The following is a 15,448-nucleotide window of genomic DNA, read 5'->3' as shown; positions in this document are numbered from 1 at the left end:
CAGCCACGTTTTCGTGAGTGCGCGTGCCTACGTGGTCAGCCGCCGGTGAAAGTCCGCGTGAGAATGTTGAGATAGCCCGCCGGCATGGCCAGCCACAGGATGAGCAGAACGAAGACAGCCAGCACGACCTTGACCGCCAGCGCCGGGGTCGGCCCGCCGCCGGGCTTGCGCGGCTTCTGCCGTTCAGCCTCGCGCGCCTGCTCGGCTTTCTTCTTCTGCCAGTCTTTCAGGCTCACGAGGTTTTCCTCGTCATTCTTGCCGGCCATGTCTGCCTCGCATTCCCTTGCAAATCAGCGACAGGATAGTCTCCTCCGTCGCCGATGTCATTCGATTGGTTGGTTTAGTCGCACCAGCCGCGGCGACGGCCTTCCCAGGTGCGTGCCAGTCCCTCGGTCACCAGCACGTTACCCAGCGACTTTCCACCGCGCATGACGACGCGCAGCTTGCGGCCATATCTGTCGGTGTCGCGGTCGATGGGCTTCAGGTCGAAGGGGCCGGCATTCAGCAGTTCCAGCAGGCGTTGTTTGGCGGCTTCGCCCAGCGCCTGCTCATAGGGGCAGCGGGCGGGATGAAGCTCGGGAGTGTCGATATCCGCAATCCGGATCTTGTCGCCCGAAAGCCGAAACGTATCGCCATCGACAACGCAATTGACCATGCTGCCGCCGCCACAAAAGGTGAAACGGGTCGGGCGGGCGATGGAACCCGTCGTCTCGGACGAAGGGACATCCTCCGGCGCTGTTCTTGCAGACGCCTGCTCCTCGACACGGGACAGGAAACCTTGCGGCAAAATGATCCAGATGGCCGCCAATACGGCTGCTGAAACCATCGTCCTGAATATATGCCGCAGCATGGTCCCGCCTCGCGAATCTCGACGCGAAGCGTAACGGGCGAACCGTTTCGAATTGCTTAGCGAGTCAGATTGTCAGGGGCGTACCGGAGCGTACCGGATCGGGCCGAACCGATAGTGACAGCCAAGGTTGCGTGCTGTAGGACGAAGACATAAATTTGAAATGCGTTTTGCCACATTGGTGAACTAAAACGCCAAAAAATAGCTCAGCCCGAGGAAAAGCCCATGCCTGTCTATCGTTCGAGAACCACGACCCATGGCCGCAACATGGCTGGTGCGCGCGGCCTTTGGCGCGCCACGGGCATGAAGGACGGCGACTTCGGCAAGCCGATCATTGCCGTGGTCAATTCCTTCACCCAGTTCGTGCCGGGTCACGTCCACCTGAAGGATCTCGGCCAGCTCGTCGCCCGCGAAATCGAAGCCGCCGGCGGCATCGCCAAGGAATTCAACACGATCGCCGTCGACGACGGCATCGCCATGGGCCATGACGGCATGCTCTATTCGCTGCCGAGCCGCGAGCTCATCGCCGACAGCGTCGAATACATGGTCAACGCCCACTGCGCCGACGCCATGGTCTGCATCTCCAACTGCGATAAGATCACCCCCGGCATGCTGATGGCGTCTCTGCGCCTCAACATCCCGTCGATCTTCGTCTCGGGCGGCCCGATGGAAGCCGGCAAGGTCGTGCTCAAGGGCAAGAAGCAGGCTCTCGACCTCGTCGACGCGATGGTTGCTGCCGCTGACGAAAGCTTCACGGACGAGGAAGTCAACGCCATCGAGCGTTCGGCCTGCCCGACCTGCGGATCGTGCTCCGGCATGTTCACGGCCAACTCGATGAACTGTCTGACGGAAGCCCTCGGCCTCTCGTTGCCCGGCAACGGCTCGACGCTCGCAACCCATGCCGACCGCCGCCGCCTCTTCGTCGAGGCCGGCCACCAGATCGTCGATATTACGCGCCGCTATTACGAGCAGGACGATGTCAACGTCCTGCCGCGCAACGTCGCCAACAAGCAGGCCTTCGAGAACGCCATGGCGCTCGACATCGCCATGGGCGGCTCGACCAACACGGTTCTGCACATTCTCGCGGCCGCCCACGAAGCCGAGATCGACTTCACCATGGACGATATCGACCGCCTGTCACGCAAGGTGCCGTGCCTCTCCAAGGTCGCACCGGCCAAGAACGACGTGCACATGGAAGACGTGCACCGCGCCGGCGGTATCATGGCGATCCTCGGCGAACTCGACCGCGGCGGCCTGATCAACCGCGACAGCCCGACGGTTCATGCCGCGACGCTCGGCGATGCGCTCGACCGCTGGGACATCATGCGCACGAACTCCGAGACGGTCCGCAACTTCTTCCTCGCAGCCCCCGGCGGCGTGCCGACGCAGGTTGCGTTCAGCCAGGAAGAGCGCTGGGAAGAACTCGACATGGACCGCAAGGGCGGCGTCATCCGCTCGGTCGAACATCCCTTCTCCAAGGATGGCGGTCTCGCTGTCCTCAAGGGCAATATCGCGCTCGACGGCTGCATCGTGAAGACAGCCGGCGTTGACGAAAGCATCCTCAAATTCACCGGCCCGGCCGTCGTTTACGAAAGCCAGGACGCCGCCGTGAAGGGCATCCTGAGCAACGAGGTCAAGGCCGGCGACGTTGTCGTCATCCGTTACGAAGGCCCGAAGGGTGGTCCTGGCATGCAGGAAATGCTGTATCCGACGAGCTATCTGAAGTCCAAGGGCCTCGGCAAGGTTTGCGCGCTGCTCACCGACGGTCGCTTCTCCGGCGGCACCTCCGGCCTCTCCATCGGCCACGTCTCGCCGGAAGCGGCAAACGGCGGCCTCATCGGGATCGTGAAGAACGGCGATATCATCGAGATCGACATCCCGAACCGCACGATCAACCTGATCGTCGGCAAGGAAGAACTCGAAAAGCGCCATGCCGAACAGGCTGCCAAGGGCTGGAAGCCGGAACATCCGCGCAAGCGCAATGTCAGCCAGGCGCTGAAGGCCTATGCCGCCTTCGCAACCTCGGCCGACAAGGGCGCCGTGCGCATCCTGCCGGACGAGTATAGCTGAGACGTCTAGACTGACGATTGACGGTAGAAGATTGCGCCGAACTCATTGCTGAGTTCGGCGTATTTCGTTGGCGAATAGCCGGTATAGTCGCGGAAGCTGCGGATGAAATGCGGCTGGTCGTAGAAGTGATCCAGCGCCTCGGCATTGAGCCGCGATACGTCGCCGTCGCGCGCAAATGCCCGGTAGAGCCCTTCGAAGGCCAGAATGCCCTGAAGCCGCTTCGGGCCGATGCCGATACGCTGGTTGAAGACCGTCTGCAGATGCCTTCTTGAGCAGCCGAGCAGGTCGGCAATGTCTTCGATACGCAATCCGGATCGGCTTTGCCGCATCATCGAGATTGCCGCATCCACCAGAAAATCCGCCCGGTCCTTCTCGAACCGAAAGCTCTCCAGCAGGAATGCTTGCGTTAGCCCGACGGCCTCCCCAATCGTTGTTGCCGAGGAAAGCCGCTGCTGCAATGCGTGGCCTGTCCGGCCCAGAAGCGCGTCCGCAGGCGCAATCGCCGAGAAGATGTCGCTCATGTCGCCACGGAGAAAACGTGCCAGCCCCGACGGATGGAATTCGATGCCGATGGTCGTAGTGGGAGAAGGAGAGGAGGAAAGGGTGGTGGGCTCGTCCCAGACACCGATGAAAACGATCTCGCTTTCGCGCGTCATGCGGCCGTGCCGTTCGTTTCCCGCGTCCAGTCCGTTGCGCCACGGCACGATCAGCTTCGGCCTGCCATTGGGAACGACAATGCGCGCGTCGGACGCCGGAATGCCTGCCGGCGCCTCAAACACCCAGAAATGATGGATGAAGGGCGCAATGACCGGATGCGGCGTAATGCTCGTCAGCTTCATCGCGTCTCCCGCGTCTGGAATGGTCTGACTTCCCAAATATACAATCATACTGCGTAAGGCCGCGCTAGACCTGCAGCAATGGATGGAAGCATCACGCTTACGCCCTGACCCGTAACTCAATCAGGACCACACAATCATGTTCATCGCCCATCTTCTGTTCTCGGCAATCCTTTTCATAGGCGCCTTGCTGCACGGCTATGGCTCTTTTCTGGCCTTCCCCGACAACCGCCCGGCACTCGTCTGGTCGCTGGGCTCAAGCGTCTTCGCCATTTTCCTCTCGGCAATTTGCGTGCTCTGCGCCTACCGCACTGTCGACAGGGCGCTTGCGGCGATCTGCGTTGCAGGCTGCCTTGCCTGGGTCGCGGTCGTTCTCGCCTTTGGGCTGTCAATTGGCAATGCTGCGGACCCCCGCGTGCTCTACCACGTGGTCACAGGACTGGTTTTGGCGGGACTTGCGCTTGCGGACATGTTTGGCAGCGCGGGCGTCACAAAATGATGCCGCCTTATTTCGAAGGCGCTGGCCGTTCGAACCTGTTGTAGTCGTTCTCGAACACCTTCAGGCGATCCTCATAGGCCTTGCGAATGCAGGCAAGATCGGATTGGCAGGCTTGGCGCGTCTTAAGCCAGGCCGTCTGCTGGTCCTGCAACTCGCCGCGTACACCCATCGCATACATGCCCGAGAGCCATTTGAACTCGGTGGCCATGCGTACATCCAGGTCATTGAGATCGCGATTGGCGCAGATGGCGGTCTCGTCCGGTTGGAGCGTCTTGGCGTCGCAGTCGAAGCTTGCCGCGTGGGCGGCATAACCGGCAAGCCCGCTCAAGGTGAGGGCGGCAAGGGCGAGAGTGGAGCGGACGATCGTCTTCATGGAAGTTCCTTCTTCAGACACCGGGCGGCTCACGCAAAAGATCACGCGTACCCCCTGGCTCAGCCTTGATGGCTGAAATGCGCCGATCGCCACGATGGTTCCGTCGCGCCCCAAACACAAAAGGCGCCCTGCGGACGCCTCACATGCTTCTCAGGACGTCTTCAGGCTCACTTGCGATAAAGCAGCCAGCTCTTTGCCGCGTCCTTCTTCATGCCGTCCTCAAACAGCATGGCGCGGTTGCGTCCCGAATTCTTGGCGCAGTAGAGAGCGATATCCGACTTCGAGTAGATCTCGTTCGGGTCTTCGCTGTCGCAGGCCATTGAAACACCGAGCGAAAGCGTCACGGGCCCGTAGTCGACGCCGGTCTTGGAGTTCTTGAAGGGCGTCGCTTCCAGCGCCTTGCGGATACGTTCGGCGATCTGCAGGGCTTCCGTCTCGGTATTGCCTTCGATGATGATGGCAAATTCCTCGCCGCCGGTGCGGGCAACGAACACGTCCTTGCGGACATTCGCCTTGATGACATTACCCACGGTGGCCAGGATCTTGTCGCCAACCGGATGGCCGAAGCTGTCGTTGATCTTCTTGAAATGGTCGATGTCGCAGAGAACGAGCGCCGTCAGCGACATGTGCTTCTTCTCGCTGTAGATCTGCGCAAGTTTGTCGTCGAAGGCGCGGCGGTTGGCCAGACGCGTCAGCGAGTCCGTGTTGGCGATGCGCTTGTACTCGTCGAGTTCCTTGCGCACGAGGTCCATTTCAGCCGACTTCTCAACGACGTTCTGCACCATGACGGCGCCCTGCGCCATCGTGTCGCCGGTCGCGTCGGAGAGGATGCTGATCGCATTGCGCAGCAGATCCGCGGAGGAGGCGTTCTTCGTGTTGATGCGGGTAAAGGTCTCGCCAAGCAGCTTGTTGTAGCTTTCGAGCGAAGTCTGTTCCTGCTTCAGGAGGCGCAGCAGGCCTTCCAGCTCCGACAGGATCTTGGTGTGTGCGCCCTCGACCAGGTTGGCGCGGTGCTGTTCGCCGAAATACTGTTCGCCGATCGCATCCAGCTCGCGCTGCGTCGCCTTGTTGCCGAGCGCTGCCAGTTCACGGGTCAGCTTGGGGTTGGAGCCGATATACGCTTCGTAGAAAAGTTCATAATTGCGCGGGATCGGCGGAACGCCCATGCTACGCATGGCATAGGTGACTTGTGCAGCTATGTCCGGTACCTGAACCTTTGGTTGCACAGGCGTCGACGACATAAATTACCCCCAAATACTCAAAAATGCATATTGAAAGTTCTAGGGGTAATTTCTTTGAAAAGCATTAATTATAGATAGCGGCGACCCAATTTGTTGAATGGTCGCTAAAATAAAGACCGCGGACTTCAGTGACGACTGCGTCTGAAATCTGCGGCCTTCGGGATGTATCAGTCCGGATCAACCGAGATTGAGTTCCTTGAAGAAATCATTCCCCTTGTCGTCGATCACGATGAAGGCCGGGAAGTTCTCGACCTCGATCTTCCAGACGGCCTCCATGCCGAGTTCCGGGAATTCCAGAACTTCGACCTTCCGGATGCAATCCTGTGCCAGACGCGCGGCCGGGCCGCCGATGGAACCGAGGTAGAAGCCACCATGGCGTGCACAGGCGTCACGCACGGCTTTCGAGCGGTTGCCCTTGGCGAGCATCACCATCGAACCGCCGAAAGACTGGAACTGGTCGACATAACTGTCCATGCGGCCGGCCGTCGTCGGACCGAAGGAACCCGACGGCATGCCTTCCGGCGTCTTTGCGGGACCCGCATAATAGACCGGATGATCCTTCATATATTGCGGCATCTCGCCGCCAGCTTCCAGGATCGAGCGGATCTTGGCATGCGCCAGATCGCGCGCCACGATGATCGTGCCGGTCAGCGAAAGCTGCGTCTTGACCGGATGCTTCGTCAGCTCTGCCAGAACATCCTTCATCGGCCGGTTGAGGTCGATCTTGATCACATGTTCGGAAAGCTTCGCCTCGTCGATCTCGGGCATATACTTCGCCGGTTCGGTCTCGAGCTGCTCGATGAAGATTCCGTCCCTGGTGATCTTACCCTTGGCTTGCCGGTCTGCCGAGCAGGACACGCCAAGCCCGATGGGCAACGAGGCGCCGTGTCGGGGCAGGCGGATGACGCGAACGTCATGACAGAAATACTTGCCGCCGAACTGCGCGCCGACGCCGAGCGACTGCGTCAGCTTGTGGATTTCCGCTTCCATATCGAGATCGCGGAAGGCATGGCCCGTTTCCGAACCCTCGGTCGGCAGCTCGTCGAGATAGCGTGCCGAGGCGAGCTTGACGGTTTTCAGGTTCATCTCCGCCGACGTGCCGCCGATGACGATGGCCAGATGGTAGGGAGGACAGGCAGACGTGCCGAGCGTCAGGATCTTTTCCTTCAGAAACTCGACCATGCGGTCATGCGTGAGCAGCGACGGTGTTGCCTGATAGAGATAGGTTTTGTTGGCCGAGCCACCGCCCTTGGCCATGAACAGGAACTTGTACTCGTCCGTGCCTTCCTCGTAGATGTCGATCTGCGCTGGCAGGTTGTTGCGCGTGTTCTTTTCCTCGAACATCTTCAGAGGCGCGAGCTGCGAATAGCGCAGGTTCTTCTTCTGGTAGGCGTCCAGAATGCCTTGTGCCATCGCTTCATAGTCGCCGCCTTCGGTCCACACCCGACGGCCCTTCTTGGCCATGACAATGGCGGTGCCCGTATCCTGACACATCGGCAGGATGCCGCCGGCGGCGATATTGGCGTTCTTCAGCAGGTCATAGGCGACGAAGCGGTCATTCTCGGTCGCTTCGGGATCTTCGAGGATGGTCGCCAGCTGCTTCAGATGGCCGGGGCGCAGAAGATGGTTGATATCGGCCAGCGCCGTTTCCGCCAGAAGCCGGATCCCTTCCGGCTCCACCGTCAGGATATCCTGACCGCGAAACGTCTCGACCGAAACGTAATCGCTCGAAATTTTCCGGTAGGGCGTGGTGTCGGAACCGAGGGGAAAAAGATCGTCTGCCATCTGGACAGTCTCCGCTGGGAAAAAGAGGTCGGAGACTGTCTAATCATCTGATTTTTAAAAAGCAATTACCGGCAAAGGGGTAGAAGCAGCATTCAAACGGTTTAGGTTTGAACTTCACCCAATCATCAACTCCGGCCGAACGATCGCGTCATACTCCTCTCCACTCACCAGCCCGCTCTTCAGCGCCTCCTCGCGCAAGGTCGTACCGTTCTTGTGGGCGGTCTTGGCGATCTTGGCGGCGTTGTCGTAGCCGATCTTCGGGGCGAGCGCGGTGACCAGCATCAGCGAGCGTTCCAGCGCCGCCTTGATATTGTCTTCGCGCGCCTCGATACCGCGTACGCAATGTTCGGTGAAGGAGCGGGCGGCGTCGCCGAGCAGCTGGACGGACTGCAGGAAATTATAGGCCATGACCGGGTTATAGACATTCAGCTCGAAATGGCCCTGGCTGCCGGCGAAGGTGAGCGTCGCATGGTTGCCGAAGACCTGCGCGCAGACCTGCGTCAGCGCCTCCGACTGTGTCGGGTTGACCTTGCCCGGCATGATCGATGAGCCCGGCTCATTTTCCGGTAGCGCCAGTTCGCCGAGACCGGAGCGGGGGCCCGAGCCGAGGAAACGGATATCGTTGGCGATCTTGAAGAGAGCGACAGCTGCGGCATTGATCGCACCATGGACGAAGACCATGGCATCATGCGCGGCCATGACCTCGAACTTGTTGGGTGCGGTGATAAAGGGCAGGCCGGTCAGTTCCGCGATGTTATGCGCGACCTGCTCTGCAAAGCCCTCCGGCGCATTCAACCCTGTGCCGACGGCGGTGCCGCCCTGGGCGAGCTCGTAGAGACCGGGCAGGCTGGCCCTGATGTTGCGGATAGCTGTGCCGACCTGCGCCGCGTAGCCGGAAAACTCCTGACCGAGCGTCAGCGGGGTGGCATCCTGCGTATGCGTGCGGCCGATCTTGATAATGTGGCCGAAAGCCTTGCGCTTCGCATCAAGCGCCAGGTGCAACTCTTCGAGCGCCGGGATCAGGTGCCCGGTCACCTCGATGGCCGCCGATACATGCATGGCCGTCGGAAACGTGTCGTTAGACGATTGGCTCATGTTGACGTGATCGTTGGGATGGATCGGCTTCTTCGAACCAAGCTCTCCGCCGAGCATTTCGATCGCCCGGTTGGAGATGACCTCGTTGACATTCATGTTCGTCTGTGTGCCCGACCCTGTCTGCCAGACGGAGAGCGGAAAATGCGCGTCGAGCTTACCGGAGGAAACCTCCCGCGCTGCCGTCACAATCACATCGCCGATTTCCGGCGAAAGCTTGCCGAGCTTCATGTTGGCCTTGGCGGATGCCTCCTTGATCAGCCCCAGCGCCCGGATGATCGCCGCAGGCTGTTTCTCCCAGCCGATCTTGAAATTGCTAAGCGACCGCTCGGCTTGCGCACCCCAATATTTGTCGCTTTCGACTTCGATCGGGCCGAATGTATCGGTTTCAGTGCGGGTGATGGACATGGTGGGTCTCCGGAAACGCGGGCGGGAAGAAGGTTTCGAACCAATATAGGCACGGCTCGCCCACATAAAATAAGCAGCGCGCAAAAATCATAAGGCGCTTGTATATTTCTATAATTCGTGATTTCTGGAAATATGGAAAAGAAAAACGCCCTTTCTGCACTCTCGGCCCTCGGTCACGAGCAGCGGCTCGACATTTTCAGGCATCTCGTCAAGGTAGGGCCGGATGGCGCGGTCGCGGGCGACATTGCCACTGCCTTGTCTTCCTTGCCGAACACGCTGTCGGCCAATCTTTCGGTCCTCTCTCAGGCCGGGCTGGTGGTGAGCGAGCGGGAAGGGCGCCACATCCGTTATCGCGTCGAGATGAAGACCATGCAGTCGCTCCTTGAATTTCTCATGGCAGACTGTTGCGGTGGCGATCTGTCCGTCTGCGTGCCGGCCTTCGATTCATTGAAACGCTGCTGCTGAGGTTCGCATGCTCAACATTCTCATTCTTTGCACTGCCAATTCCGCCCGCTCCATTCTGGGCGAGGCGCTCATCAATCGTCTTGGTGAAGGCCGGTTCAAGGCCTATTCCGCAGGCTCGCACCCGCGTGGCGAGCCCAATCCCGATGGTCTGGCAATGCTGAAGGATAAGGGCTACGACATTTCCACCTTCGCTTCGAAAAGCTGGGATGTCTTTGCGGGCCCCGACGCACCGAAGATGGATATCGTCATCACCGTCTGCGACAGCGCTGCCGGCGAGGCATGTCCGCTCTGGCCCGGTTCCCCGGTCAAGGCCCATTGGGGCATTCCGGATCCGGCGCACCAGGGGAGCACGTCCGACGAGCGCCGTGCGGCCTTCGAAGCCGCCTACCGGCTGCTGGAACTGAGGGTGAGGGCGCTGCTGGCCCTTCCTGTCGAAACCATGGAGGTCGCGCAATTGCGGCTGGCGCTTGCGGAAATCGGCAAGCTGGATGGGGCGACACGGATGGCGCTGGAGGGCTGAATGGACGGCTTTTCGCTCACCCGGCGACTTGCAGCCGAGTTCATCGGTACAGGCCTGCTTCTGGCGACCGTCGTCGGCTCGGGAATCATGGCCGAGACGCTCTCAGCCGGAAACGTTGCGTTGGCGCTGCTTGCCAATGCGATTGCGACCGGGGCCATCCTCTTCGTGCTGATCACCATCTTCGGTCCCATTTCGGGAGCGCATTTCAATCCTGCGGTGACGATCGCTTTTTCACTTTGCGGTGACATCGGCCGTCGCGATGCCGGTCTCTATGTCTTCGTGCAGATCGCTGGCGCAGTTGCAGGCGTTTGGCTTGCCCATCTGATGTTCGATCAGCAGCTCCTGCAGATTTCCACGAAGGTCCGGTTTGGCGGCGGGCAATGGCTTTCCGAGGCGGTGGCGACGGGTGGATTGTTGCTCACCATTTTCGGCTCACTACAGTTCAATGCCAGGGCCGTATCCCAGGCGGTCTCGCTCTACATCGTGGCGGCCTATTGGTTCACCGCTTCGACATCCTTTGCCAATCCCGCCGTCACGATTGCCCGATCGCTCAGCAACACCTTCGCCGGAATTCGGCCGCAGGATGTTCCGGCATTCCTGATTGCGCAGTGCGTGGCATGCGTTCTGGCGGTGCTTTTGAAGACATGGTTCTTCGCGCCGCAACGCCCGGCCTGATGTGGCCCGTGCCCAATCTGCCACAGCGCGGAAAAAAACGAATCGGCGCCACGGAGAGGCGGGCCGCCACAATTTCTTAAACAAAAATTAAGCCTATAATTTTAACAAGTATTTAGGCACTTCAGGCGGCCGAAAAACCGAAGTAATCCCTTAGCGGAACGGGCAAGGGAATATCTGGGCGCCTATGGCCGTATTCCATTTGTTCGGCTAGCAGTTGGAGCGACCCCAACGCTTAACCGAATAAGAAATTTCAGCCGGCCCGAAGGGCCGAGGGATAAAGTCTGACATGAAAACGACCTCCAAAGCCGCCCTGCTTGCCGCTGTCACGGGAATGGTTTTTGCGGCACAGACCTCGGGTGCCTTCGCGCAGCGTTCGCTTTTCGACATACTATTCGGCGAGCAGCCCCGCGTCGATCGTCGGGGCGCCACGCTGGAAGGACCGGTCGGCGCTGCACCGGTAACGAACGGCGCGCGGGCAAGTTCATCCAGAGCGCCTGCCGATTTCGATGGGTCGGACCCTGATCCGCTGCCGACGGTCAAAAAGTCGCAATACTTCACCTACAAGCCGGAAGCCCAGCGCCCGGTCAAGGTTCCCGCGTCTGCCGGTCCGGTCGTGACCGGCTCCGTCTCGTCGGATGGCACAGCCGCGCCGCTTGCCCCTGTGTCTGTCTCGTTGCGCGCAGAGGACTCGATCGCCTCGGCCATGGAGTCCTTCTATGCCAAGGGCGACACCTATCTGTGGATTACCAACGAAGCTGTGACCGATCGCGCCCGCGCAGCCGCTGCCGTTTTGCAGAAGGCCGCCGAGGTTGGCTTGAATCCGGCCGATTACAAGGTCGATGAGCCGATCCTTTCGGGTGATCCCGCTGCGGACCGGCAGAAGCTGATGACCTTCGAGCTGGAAATGACCAAAGCGGTCCTGACCTATGTACAGGACGACGTTCGCGGTCGCATCGACCCGAACCGCATTTCCGACTATTACGAATTCAAGCGCAAGGACGTGAACCTCAAGGGCGCGCTCGCCATCATGCAGCGCAGCCCGGATGTGGCCGCCTATCTGTCGAGCCGCGATCCTTCGAGCCCGCAATTCCAGGCGCTGAAGGCCGAGCTGGCGCGCGAGAGCGGCGCTGCCAATAACGACCAGAAGCCGCGTATCGAGGTTTCCCTGACTTCGCTTTTGCGTCCGGGTCAGAGCAATCCGGAACTGCCGAAGATCATCGAGCTGATCAAGCAGCATGGCTCCGATGGCCTGAAGGCCGAGAATGCGATGACATTGGAGTCCTATACGGGCTCCCCGGACTACGCCCCTGAACTGGTCGATGTCGTGAAGGCGTTCCAGAAGGAAAAGGGCATGAAGCCCGACGGCGTAATCGGCAAGAGCACGGTCCGCGCGCTGCAGGGTGGCGACAGCCAGGGCAATAAGGTCAACAAGCTCATCTACGCCATGGAGCAGGCCCGCTGGCTGCCGAACGACCTCGGTTCGCGTCGCGTCTTCATCAACCAGCCGGCCTTCATGGTCTACTACTTCAACGACAACAAGCAGCAGCTGGCGATGAAGGTTGTCGTCGGTGGCGTCAACCACCAGACCAACTTCTTCCAGGACCAGATCGAGACTGTCGAGTTCAACCCCTACTGGGGCGTGCCGCGTTCGATCATCGTCAACGAGATGCTGCCGAAGCTGCGCCAGGACCCGTCCTATCTCGACCGCATGGGCTATGAAGTCAGCGTCCGCGGCAAGGTCGTTTCATCCTCGGCCCTGGACTGGGGCCGCAATCCCGATGTCGACGTTCGCCAGCCGCCGGGCAATGCCAACGCGCTGGGTCAGTTGAAGATCCTGTTCCCGAACAAGTTCTCCATCTACATGCATGACACGCCGCAGAAGTCCTTCTTTGCGCGCGACATGCGCGCGCTCAGCCACGGCTGCGTCCGTCTGTCCGACCCCCGCGCGATGGCGGCGGCTGTGCTCGGCGTCGACAAGGACAAGGTCGCTGCCGACATCGCGACCGGCAAGAACATGTCCGTTCCGGTTCCCTCGAAGATCCCGGTCTATGTTGCCTATTTCACCGCCTGGCCGAACGCCGAGGGCAAGGTGGAATTCTTCGACGACGTCTACGGTCGCGACACCTATCTGCAGCGCGCGATGGATGCGACCACCAAGGCCCGCGCACAGGGCTGAACACGGACCTCAAAGAAAAGACTTTCGAAAACGGCCTTCGGGCCGTTTTTTAATGCGCGAGAAGGCTGCGCACGAGGTGCGGCGTCAATTCGTCGAAATGGCCGATAATGCGCGTTGGGTTCAACCTTTCGACCGGAACGTCCGAATAGCCGAAAGGAACCGCGATCGCCGGAATGCCGGCATTCTGCGCCGCCAGGATATCATTGACACTATCGCCCACCATCACGCTCGCCGCGGCCTCGCCGCCGGCACGTTCGATCGTCTTTAGGACATGCGCAGCGTCGGGTTTGCGAACGGGAAACGTGTCGCCACCGGCAATCGCATCGAAATAGGTGTCCAGCTTCAGGCCCTTCAGAAGAGGCAGCGCCAGCTTCTCGAGCTTGTTGGTGCAGACAGCAAGACGAAAGCCTTCCGCCTTCAATGTCTCAAGCGACCGCACGACGCCGGCATAGGGCTGGCTCTTGCCGGGCATATCGTCGAGATAGTGCCTGATGAAGATGTCGAGAAGTGCACCCAGACGCTCTTCGGCCAGGGGCCGGCCGCGCAGGGCGAAGCCGCGCTCGATCATTGCGCGCGCCCCCTGGCCGACGAGAAAGGTCATGTCGTCATAATGGACCGGCTCGATCCCGTCGATGGCGAGCACATGGTTCAGCCCGGCCATCAGGTCGGGCGCGGTATCGACAAGAGTTCCATCAAGATCGAAAACGACGGTAGGCATGGAAGGCATGAGGCAGGGCTCCGACATTCGTTGAACCTCGATAGTGCGCCATGGCTCGACCTGCAAGCCTCCCGCATCGTCCTGGTTTGTTGAAACGTGCGGGACTCGTCTTAACGATGTTTGGATTTGGACTTCCGTTTGCCCGCCCGCCCGTGTAAAAGCGCCTCCATCCGGGGAATTCAGGAGTTTTCGGCGCATGGACGCCCGCCAGATGAAGATCAAGGCTGCCGAAGCAGCGCTCGCCCATGTTGAAGACGGGATGCGGCTCGGCATCGGAACAGGCTCGACGGCAGAAGAATTCGTTCGTCTTCTGGCCGAAAAGGTCGCCGATGGCCTTCGCATCCAGGGCGTGCCGACCTCGGAGCGCACCGCGCGCCTTTGCCTCGAGCTCGGCGTCCCGCTGAAGTCGCTCGAAGAGCTGCCGGAACTCGATCTGACGATCGACGGCGCGGACGAACTCGATGCACGGCTCCGCCTGATCAAGGGCGGCGGCGGTGCGCTTCTGCGCGAGAAGATCGTCGCTGCAGCCTCACGCAAGATGATCGTCATTGCCGACGAGACCAAGGTGGTGGAGACGCTGGGCAGGTTTCCACTGCCCATCGAAGTCAATACGTTCGGGCTGGCAGCCACGCGCATAGCGATCGAAAAGGTCGCATCGGCGCTCGGACTGACGGGCGACATCGTCCTGCGCGGCGCGGCGAAGGAAACCTTCATGACCGACGGTGGACATTACATTTTCGACGCATCATTTGGCCGTATTCCTGATGCAGAGGCCCTTTCCAACAGGCTGCATGCGATTCCGGGTGTGGTCGAACACGGACTGTTCATCAATCTGGCATCGGCTGCCGTCATCGCCGGACCGGCGGGTGCCCGCATGCTGACACCAAAAGAATAACGGGAGTTACCAGCTATATGTTGAAGTTTGCAGCTTTTGGCCGCGTCGCGGCCGCCGCACTCATTGCCTCGAGCTTCGGGTTCGCAACAGTTTCCAGAGCCGCGGAAGTGACCGACGAGCAGCTCAAGGCCGCATATGCCGCCATCAAGGCAACCGGCGCGACTGTTCCGTTCGACTCGATCCTGCCGAATATCGCCGAGCAGATGAAGGCGGGCTTCATCCAGGCCTCGCCGAACTATCAGGACATCATCTCGTCCACGGTTGACGCCGAAGCTCTCGCACTTGCCGCCCGTCGCGGCGACCTCGAGAAGGAATCGGCGACCATCTACGCCAAGTCCTTCACGACCGATGAACTCAACGCCATTGCCAACTTCTTCAATTCCGACGTCGGCAAGAAGTTCCTGAAGGACGTCCCGCTCGCCAACCGCGAACTCTTCAAGGCTGCCGACATCTGGAGCGCCGGCATCCAGCGCGACCTGTCGAAGAGCGCCGGCGACAAGCTGGAAAAGATCATCGGCGACAAGATCAAGGCCGGCCAGGCCCCGGCTCCGCTTGCTGACGATGCCGTCGAGCCGCAGACCGACACGGCGCCGGCTGCTGCAGCCGACGCACCTGCGGCCAAGGCTCCGGCCGAAAAGGCCCCTGCAAAGGAAAAGGCTCCGGCGCAGAAGGCCCCTGCAAAGGAAAAGGCACCTGCCCAGAAGGCGCCCGCCCAGCCGCAGCAGTAAGCAGCCAGTCAAGCATTCGAAGAGCCCGGCCAGTCCGGGCTCTTTTCGTTTGAACGCTGTGTTACCCGCACCGCTTTCGGGACGGCTTGCAATGGCATTCAAATCGTCCCAAATGACAGG

Annotated in this window: 16 protein-coding genes; 8 read left to right on the top strand and 8 right to left on the bottom strand. The window is 60.4% G+C overall.

Features of this window, described 5'->3' with window-relative positions; genetic code table 11:
• Positions 1-35 precede the first annotated feature (35 nt).
• Positions 36-266 (bottom strand): hypothetical protein, encoded by a 231-nt coding sequence (locus ABID16_RS06295; RefSeq protein ID WP_354555465.1) that lies wholly within the window; start codon positions 264-266, stop codon positions 36-38.
• A 74-nt stretch (positions 267-340) separates the two neighbouring features.
• Positions 341-850 carry a thermonuclease family protein gene (locus ABID16_RS06290; protein WP_354555464.1) on the bottom strand — a complete coding sequence of 170 codons (510 nt, stop codon included), beginning with the start codon at positions 848-850 and terminating at the stop codon, positions 341-343.
• 222 nt (positions 851-1,072) lie between these two features.
• Here ABID16_RS06290 and ilvD point away from each other — a divergent pair, with 222 nt between their 5' ends.
• The gene (ilvD, locus tag ABID16_RS06285; RefSeq protein WP_354555463.1) at positions 1,073-2,917 is read left to right on the top strand and encodes a dihydroxy-acid dehydratase; all 1,845 of its coding nucleotides are present in this window, start codon (positions 1,073-1,075) and stop codon (positions 2,915-2,917) included.
• A gap of 5 nt (positions 2,918-2,922) precedes the next feature.
• Here the strand turns inward: ilvD and ABID16_RS06280 are convergent, their stop codons facing one another.
• A complete protein-coding gene (locus ABID16_RS06280; protein ID WP_354555462.1) occupies positions 2,923-3,756 on the bottom strand; it encodes an AraC family transcriptional regulator in 834 nt (277 codons plus the stop codon).
• A gap of 136 nt (positions 3,757-3,892) precedes the next feature.
• Between ABID16_RS06280 and ABID16_RS06275 the strand changes: the two genes are divergently transcribed.
• Positions 3,893-4,252 (top strand): hypothetical protein, encoded by a 360-nt coding sequence (locus ABID16_RS06275; protein WP_354555461.1) that lies wholly within the window; start codon positions 3,893-3,895, stop codon positions 4,250-4,252.
• Between the two features lie 7 nt (positions 4,253-4,259).
• Here ABID16_RS06275 and ABID16_RS06270 read toward each other — a convergent pair whose 3' ends face one another.
• From ABID16_RS06270 to fumC, 4 genes are all read right to left on the bottom strand, one after another.
• On the bottom strand, positions 4,260-4,625 hold the full coding sequence (locus ABID16_RS06270) for a lysozyme inhibitor LprI family protein (protein ID WP_354555460.1): 366 nt from the start codon (positions 4,623-4,625) through the stop codon (positions 4,260-4,262).
• Between the two features lie 167 nt (positions 4,626-4,792).
• Entirely contained in the window at positions 4,793-5,866 is a 1,074-nt protein-coding gene (locus ABID16_RS06265; protein ID WP_354555459.1) for a GGDEF domain-containing protein, read from the bottom strand.
• Between the two features lie 177 nt (positions 5,867-6,043).
• Positions 6,044-7,651 carry a fumarate hydratase gene (locus ABID16_RS06260; RefSeq protein ID WP_354555458.1) on the bottom strand — a complete coding sequence of 536 codons (1,608 nt, stop codon included), beginning with the start codon at positions 7,649-7,651 and terminating at the stop codon, positions 6,044-6,046.
• A gap of 114 nt (positions 7,652-7,765) precedes the next feature.
• A complete protein-coding gene (fumC, locus tag ABID16_RS06255) occupies positions 7,766-9,151 on the bottom strand; it encodes a class II fumarate hydratase (RefSeq protein ID WP_354555457.1) in 1,386 nt (461 codons plus the stop codon).
• A gap of 132 nt (positions 9,152-9,283) precedes the next feature.
• On the opposite strand from fumC, the gene ABID16_RS06250 reads away from it, so the two are divergent.
• From ABID16_RS06250 to ABID16_RS06235, 4 genes are all read left to right on the top strand, one after another.
• Positions 9,284-9,616, top strand: coding sequence for an ArsR/SmtB family transcription factor (locus ABID16_RS06250; RefSeq protein ID WP_354555456.1), 333 nt, complete (start codon positions 9,284-9,286; stop codon positions 9,614-9,616).
• A gap of 7 nt (positions 9,617-9,623) precedes the next feature.
• On the top strand, positions 9,624-10,136 hold the full coding sequence (locus ABID16_RS06245) for an arsenate reductase ArsC (RefSeq protein ID WP_354555455.1): 513 nt from the start codon (positions 9,624-9,626) through the stop codon (positions 10,134-10,136).
• Positions 10,137-10,811, top strand: a complete 675-nt coding sequence (locus ABID16_RS06240) for an aquaporin (protein WP_354555454.1) — start codon at positions 10,137-10,139, stop codon at positions 10,809-10,811.
• A gap of 286 nt (positions 10,812-11,097) precedes the next feature.
• Positions 11,098-12,987 (top strand): L,D-transpeptidase family protein, encoded by a 1,890-nt coding sequence (locus tag ABID16_RS06235; RefSeq protein ID WP_354555453.1) that lies wholly within the window; start codon positions 11,098-11,100, stop codon positions 12,985-12,987.
• Positions 12,988-13,036: 49 nt separating this feature from the next.
• Here the strand turns inward: ABID16_RS06235 and ABID16_RS06230 are convergent, their stop codons facing one another.
• Positions 13,037-13,714, bottom strand: coding sequence for an HAD family hydrolase (locus ABID16_RS06230; RefSeq protein WP_354555452.1), 678 nt, complete (start codon positions 13,712-13,714; stop codon positions 13,037-13,039).
• A gap of 187 nt (positions 13,715-13,901) precedes the next feature.
• On the opposite strand from ABID16_RS06230, the gene rpiA reads away from it, so the two are divergent.
• Positions 13,902-14,600, top strand: a complete 699-nt coding sequence (gene rpiA, locus ABID16_RS06225; RefSeq protein WP_354555451.1) for a ribose-5-phosphate isomerase RpiA — start codon at positions 13,902-13,904, stop codon at positions 14,598-14,600.
• 17 nt (positions 14,601-14,617) lie between these two features.
• Complete coding sequence (locus tag ABID16_RS06220) at positions 14,618-15,328, top strand: DUF2059 domain-containing protein (RefSeq protein WP_354555450.1); 711 nt, start codon at positions 14,618-14,620, stop codon at positions 15,326-15,328.
• Positions 15,329-15,448 lie beyond the last annotated feature (120 nt).

It is taken from the genome of Limnomicrobium aquaticum (assembly GCF_040545545.1).
Classification (GTDB): domain Bacteria; phylum Pseudomonadota; class Alphaproteobacteria; order Rhizobiales; family Rhizobiaceae; genus Ensifer_A; species Ensifer_A aquaticum.
This window is presented reverse-complemented; position numbering and strand designations above follow the sequence as displayed.